Genomic DNA, 5,928 nt, shown 5'->3' on the forward strand with positions numbered 1-5,928 from the left:
GATGAGCATTGGCAATGAGAACGATCAAGTGTCAAAAGGGCATTTGGTGGATGCCTTGGCATGCACAGGCGATGAAGGACGTGATACGCTGCGATAAGCCGTGGGGAGCTGCGAATGAGCTTTGATCCATGGATCTCCGAATGGGGGAACCCACCTTAAATGCTTGGAAAATTTAAGTCGTGCGTTGCACGGCTTAGGTTTCCAAGCATTGTTTAAAGGTATCTTCACCTGAATACATAGGGTGTAAGAAGCGAACGCAGGGAACTGAAACATCTAAGTACCTGCAGGAAAGGACATCAACCGAGACTCCGCAAGTAGTGGCGAGCGAACGCGGACCAGGCCAGTGGCAATGAGGAATAAAGTGGAACGACCTGGAAAGGTCGGCCGTAGCGGGTGATAGCCCCTTACACGTAGAACACTCATTGTCCTTGAGTAAGGCGGGACACGTGAAATCCTGTCTGAACATGGGGAGACCACTCTCCAAGCCTAAGTACTCGTGCATGACCGATAGCGAACAAGTACCGTGAGGGAAAGGTGAAAAGCACCCCGACAAGGGGAGTGAAATAGAACCTGAAACCGGATGCCTACAAACAGTTGGAGCCCGCAAGGGTGACAGCGTACCTTTTGTATAATGGGTCAACGACTTAGTGTGACGAGCAAGCTTAAGCCGATAGGTGAAGGCGCAGCGAAAGCGAGTCTGAACAGGGCGTTCAGTTCGTCGCATTAGACCCGAAACCGAGTGATCTAGCCATGAGCAGGTTGAAGGTTGGGTAACACCAACTGGAGGACCGAACCCGCATCTGTTGCAATAGATTGGGATGACTTGTGGCTAGGGGTGAAAGGCCAATCAAACTCGGAAATAGCTGGTTCTCCGCGAAATCTATTTAGGTAGAGCGTCGACCGAATACCCTCGGGGGTAGAGCACTGGATGGGCTATGGGGACTCACCGTCTTACTGATCCTAACCAAACTCCGAATACCGAGGAGTACTAGTCGGCAGACACACGGCGGGTGCTAACGTCCGTCGTGAAAAGGGCAACAACCCTGACCTCCAGCTAAGGTCCCCAAGTCATGGCTAAGTGGGAAAGGATGTGAGGATCCCAAAACAACCAGGATGTTGGCTTAGAAGCAGCCATCATTTAAAGAAAGCGTAACAGCTCACTGGTCTAAATAAGGGTCTTTGCGCCGAAAATGTAACGGGGCTAAAGCCATGCACCGAAGCTGAGGATTCCTCTTTGAGGAGTGGTAGCGGAGCGTTCCGTAAGCCTGCGAAGGGATACCCGTGAGGGGTCCTGGAGGTATCGGAAGTGCGAATGTTGACATGAGTAACGATAAAGAGGGTGAGAGACCCTCTCGCCGAAAGACCAAGGGTTCCTGCTTAAAGTTAATCTGAGCAGGGTTAGCCGGCCCCTAAGACGAGGCGGACACGCGTAGTCGATGGGAACCACGTTAATATTCGTGGGCCTGGTGGTAGTGACGGATCGCTTAACTTGTCTGGACTTATTGGATTGTCCGGGCGGGGACGCGGTTCCAGGAAATAGCTCCACCATTATAGACCGTACCCGAAACCGACACAGGTGGTCAGGTAGAGTATACCAAGGCGCTTGAGAGAACTATGCTGAAGGAACTCGGCAAATTGCACGCGTAACTTCGGAAGAAGCGTGACCCCAATGGACGCAAGTCTTTTGGGGTGGCACAGACCAGGGGGTAGCGACTGTTTATCAAAAACACAGGGCTCTGCGAAGTCGCAAGACGACGTATAGGGTCTGACGCCTGCCCGGTGCTGGAAGGTTAAGAGGAGGGGTGCAAGCTCTGAATCGAAGCCCCAGTAAACGGCGGCCGTAACTATAACGGTCCTAAGGTAGCGAAATTCCTTGTCGGGTAAGTTCCGACCTGCACGAATGGCGTAACGACTTCCCCGCTGTCTCCAGCATAGACTCAGTGAAATTGAATTCCCCGTGAAGATGCGGGGTTCCTGCGGTCAGACGGAAAGACCCCGTGCACCTTTACTATAGCTTTACACTGGCATTCGTGTCGGCATGTGTAGGATAGGTGGTAGGCTTTGAAGCAGGGACGCCAGTTCTTGTGGAGCCATCCTTGAAATACCACCCTTATCGTCATGGATGTCTAACCGCGGTCCGTCATCCGGATCCGGGACAGTGTATGGTGGGTAGTTTGACTGGGGCGGTCGCCTCCGAAAGAGTAACGGAGGCGCGCGATGGTGGGCTCAGAGCGGTCGGAAATCGCTCGTCGAGTGCAATGGCATAAGCCCGCCTGACTGCGAGACTGACAAGTCGAGCAGAGACGAAAGTCGGTCATAGTGATCCGGTGGTCCCGCGTGGAAGGGCCATCGCTCAACGGATAAAAGGTACGCCGGGGATAACAGGCTGATGACCCCCAAGAGTCCATATCGACGGGGTTGTTTGGCACCTCGATGTCGGCTCATCGCATCCTGGGGCTGGAGCAGGTCCCAAGGGTTTGGCTGTTCGCCAATTAAAGCGGTACGTGAGCTGGGTTCAGAACGTCGTGAGACAGTTCGGTCCCTATCTGCCGTGGGTGTAGGAATATTGACAGGATCTGTCCCTAGTACGAGAGGACCGGGATGGACATATCTCTGGTGGACCTGTTGTCCTGCCAAGGGCATAGCAGGGTAGCTATATATGGAATGGATAACCGCTGAAGGCATCTAAGCGGGAAACCAACCTGAAAACGAGTATTCCCTTGAGAACCGTGGAAGACGACCACGTTGATAGGCTGGGTGTGGAAGTGCGGCAACGCATGAAGCTTACCAGTACTAATCGTTCGATCGGCTTGATCGTTCCCATTGCTCATGCTCATCAAACAAGTTTGATGATGCTATCTACAGTCCTCACGCGCCAAAGGCGCTGCGGACGGCGCGCCGGACGTCCGGCGGCTCGGCTCTGCCGGCTGCTGCAATTATCCGGATAAGACGCAAAGACGTGTTCAAATCAAAAAGAGGCTCTGCCTCACCAGCTTCTCAGGTCGTGTCCCTACAGGTGGTGTAGCTCGGCGGTAGCGAAGCCGCTCGCGAGCGCGCCCTCAACAGCGCCGTAGCGAGCGGGCGGCGAAGCGGTGGTCATCGATGTTCTTCGGTAGGGTCGGGTTGCTGACACCAACCTGATTCGAAGGAACCACCGATGACCGACGACATGATGAACCTGCGTGCGCTCGTGGAGAAGTCCCCCGACGCCGATCTTTTGCGCGAGATGATCGGTTTTGCCGCCGAGCGGCTGATGGAGCTGGAGGTGGGCGCCGCCACCGGTGCCGGCTATGGCGAGAAGAACCCGCTGCGGACGGCCCAGCGCAACGGCTACCGCGAGCGGGATTGGGAGACGCGTGCCGGAACGGTCGAGCTGCGCATTCCGAAGCTCCGGAAGGGCTCCTACTTCCCCTCGTTCCTGGAGCCGCGGCGCATGGCCGAGAAGGCGCTGACGGCGGTCATCCAGGAAGCCTATGTGCAGGGAATCTCGACCCGTTCGGTCGACGATCTGGTCAAGGCCATGGGTATGAGCGGCATCTCCAAGAGCCAGGTCAGCCGGCTGTGCGAGGAGATCGACGGCAAGGTCAAGGCCTTCCTCGATCGGCCGATCGAGGGCGACTGGCCATATCTGTGGATCGATGCCACCTACCTGAAGGTCCGCCGCGGCGGCCGTATCGTCTCCGTCGCCGTCATCATCGCCGTCGGCGTCAACAGCGACGGTCGCCGCGAGGTGCTGGGCATGGAGGTCGGCACCTCCGAGGCCGAGCCGATCTGGACCGAGTTCCTACGCAAGCTGACCCGCCGTGGCCTCAGAGGCGTCAAGCTGGTTGTCTCCGACGCCCACGAGGGCCTGAAGGCCGCCGTCACCAAGGTGCTCAACGCAACCTGGCAGCGCTGCCGGGTGGGGCTGTTGAAGAAGTTCTATGTATCTGATTCAATTGAGCAGTCGTTGATTCTCTGGAGCCTCCACGATGCTCGGCCGTAAGGAACGCGATCAGCTTGAACTGTACATGTGCGGCTCGCTTCGGGATCTGGTCCCTGACGATCACGTATTGGTAAAGGTCGATCGAGTTCTCGATCTCTCCTGGCTACACGAGGAGGTGGCTGAGCTTTATGCGGCGGGCTTCGGCCGACCCGGCATCGACCCGGAAGTAGCAGTCCGGCTGATGCTTGCAGGCTTTCTTCTCGGAATTGTCCATGACCGTCGGCTGATGCGCGAGGCTCAAGTAAACATCGCTATTCGCTGGTTTATCGGCTTCGGTCTGCACGAAGCTCTCCCGGACCATTCGTCGTTGACCCGTATCCGTCAGCGCTGGGGTGCAGAACGTTTCCGAACTATCTTTGAGCGGACGGTAAAGGTCTGCGTAGCGGCCAAAATCGCCAAGGGGGAGATCGTTCATGTCGACGCCTCACTCATTCGGGCCGACGTCAGTTGGGAAAGTCTTGCGGTCCGCCATATAGATGCGGTCACCGACGCCAACGAAGCCGCTGAGAGCGAACGAAATAGCCGCAAAACAGGCAAATACAAGAAAGTCTGCGTCACCGACCCTGACGCGTCCATGGTGACCAACGGGCGTAATCGGAGACTGGAGCCGGCCTACAAGCAACATGCCGTGGTGGATGATGCTTGCGGCGTAATTTTAGATGTGGAGGTCACCACAGGCGAGATTAATGAGGGGCAAGTCATACTCAGTCGTCTCGACGCGGTCGCCGCGATGACCGGCACGATAATCAAAACGGCAACTGCCGACGCCGGCTATGCGTATGCTAAGGTGTTCGCAGGAATGGAGCAACGCGCGATCGAAGCGGTTATTCCGGCAAAAGCAGAGCCAATCCGTAGCCCTGTGCCTATGCGCCGCTTTCGTTATGACGCCAAGTACGACACCCTTAAATGTCCGCGTGGCAAGATGCTGAAGGCGGGCCGTGCCGTTAAACATGGGCGCTTCTTTACATCTCGCGCGGCCGACTGTCGGCACTGCGATCTGGCGCGACTTTGCCTTTCCAATGGCCGTGTGAACAAGGCGGTAGTGCTCGGCGATGACTATCCGGCACTCCTGCGAGCTCGTCGCCGAAGAGAACGATGGTCGGACGAGGACCGAGCTTTGTACCAGCGTCACCGCTGGCGCTCAGAGGGATATCACGGCGAAGCGAAGACTTGGCACGGGCTATCGAGAGCGATCCGGCGCGGCCTCATAAATATGAAAATCCAAGCCTATCTGACGGCCGCGGCAGTCAACTTGAAACGACTGGCGAGTGCTTTCCTGTCAATTTTGCTGTTCGTGTACAGCCAAGAAGCTACCAGTTCAGCCCGACATCCCTTCAGGCAAAGGAAAGTTTTTGGAATCGGCTTGTCGGTGGCTTCCGTATAGCTCCGCCGACGATTGGTTCTTCAACAGCCCCCGGGTCCACTTCATGCGCAACGTTCTTGCCCACGCCGGCAAGAGCGGTCGCCGTGTCGTCTCCGCCTTCATCGCCACCGCCTTCGCCCAGGAGACGCCGGAAGCCGCAAGCGCCCAATGGCGCGCCGTCGCCGACCAGATCCGGCCGAAGGTCCCCAAGCTCGCCGCCATCATGGATGATGCCGAAGAAGACGTTCTCGCCTACATGACCTTCTCGAAGGAGCACCGCGCCAAGCTGCACAGCACGACCCGATCGAGCGCCTCAACGGCGAAATCAAGCGCAGGACCGAGGTCGTCGGCATCTTCCCCAATGATGACGCCATCGTCCGCCTCGTCGGAGCGATCCTGCTCGAGCAGAACGACGAATGGGCTGTCCAACGCGCCAGATACATGACACTAGAAACCATCAGCCAGATGAGCGATGATCCGCTCATCAGCCTGCCAGCCGTGGCGCGCTGATCATCCCGGCCCATGCCGGAGAACGCGGCGACCAAAGCCGCCACCTACACCACTCCCTGGGACATGATCC

Annotated in this window: 1 protein-coding gene, 1 rRNA gene and 2 pseudogenes; all 4 read left to right on the forward strand. The window is 57.1% G+C overall.

The annotated features are described in order from the left end of the window. Positions 1 to 22: 22 nt before the first annotated feature. The 4 genes and pseudogenes from BHMPCIPO_RS28650 (at position 23) to BHMPCIPO_RS28665 (ending at position 5,858) form a co-directional block, all read left to right on the forward strand. A 23S ribosomal RNA gene (locus BHMPCIPO_RS28650) occupies positions 23 to 2,818 on the forward strand. A gap of 339 nt (positions 2,819 to 3,157) precedes the next feature. Next, positions 3,158 to 3,916 (forward strand): annotated as a pseudogene (locus tag BHMPCIPO_RS28655) (IS256 family transposase); the annotation flags it as partial. Between the two features lie 55 nt (positions 3,917 to 3,971). Beyond that, complete coding sequence (locus tag BHMPCIPO_RS28660; protein ID WP_173520231.1) at positions 3,972 to 5,369, forward strand: transposase; 1,398 nt, start codon at positions 3,972 to 3,974, stop codon at positions 5,367 to 5,369. A gap of 43 nt (positions 5,370 to 5,412) precedes the next feature. Next, positions 5,413 to 5,858 (forward strand): annotated as a pseudogene (locus BHMPCIPO_RS28665) (transposase). The last annotated feature ends 70 nt before the right edge of the window (positions 5,859 to 5,928 follow it).

It is taken from the genome of Ensifer sesbaniae, from assembly GCF_013283665.1.
GTDB lineage: Bacteria > Pseudomonadota > Alphaproteobacteria > Rhizobiales > Rhizobiaceae > Ensifer > Ensifer sesbaniae.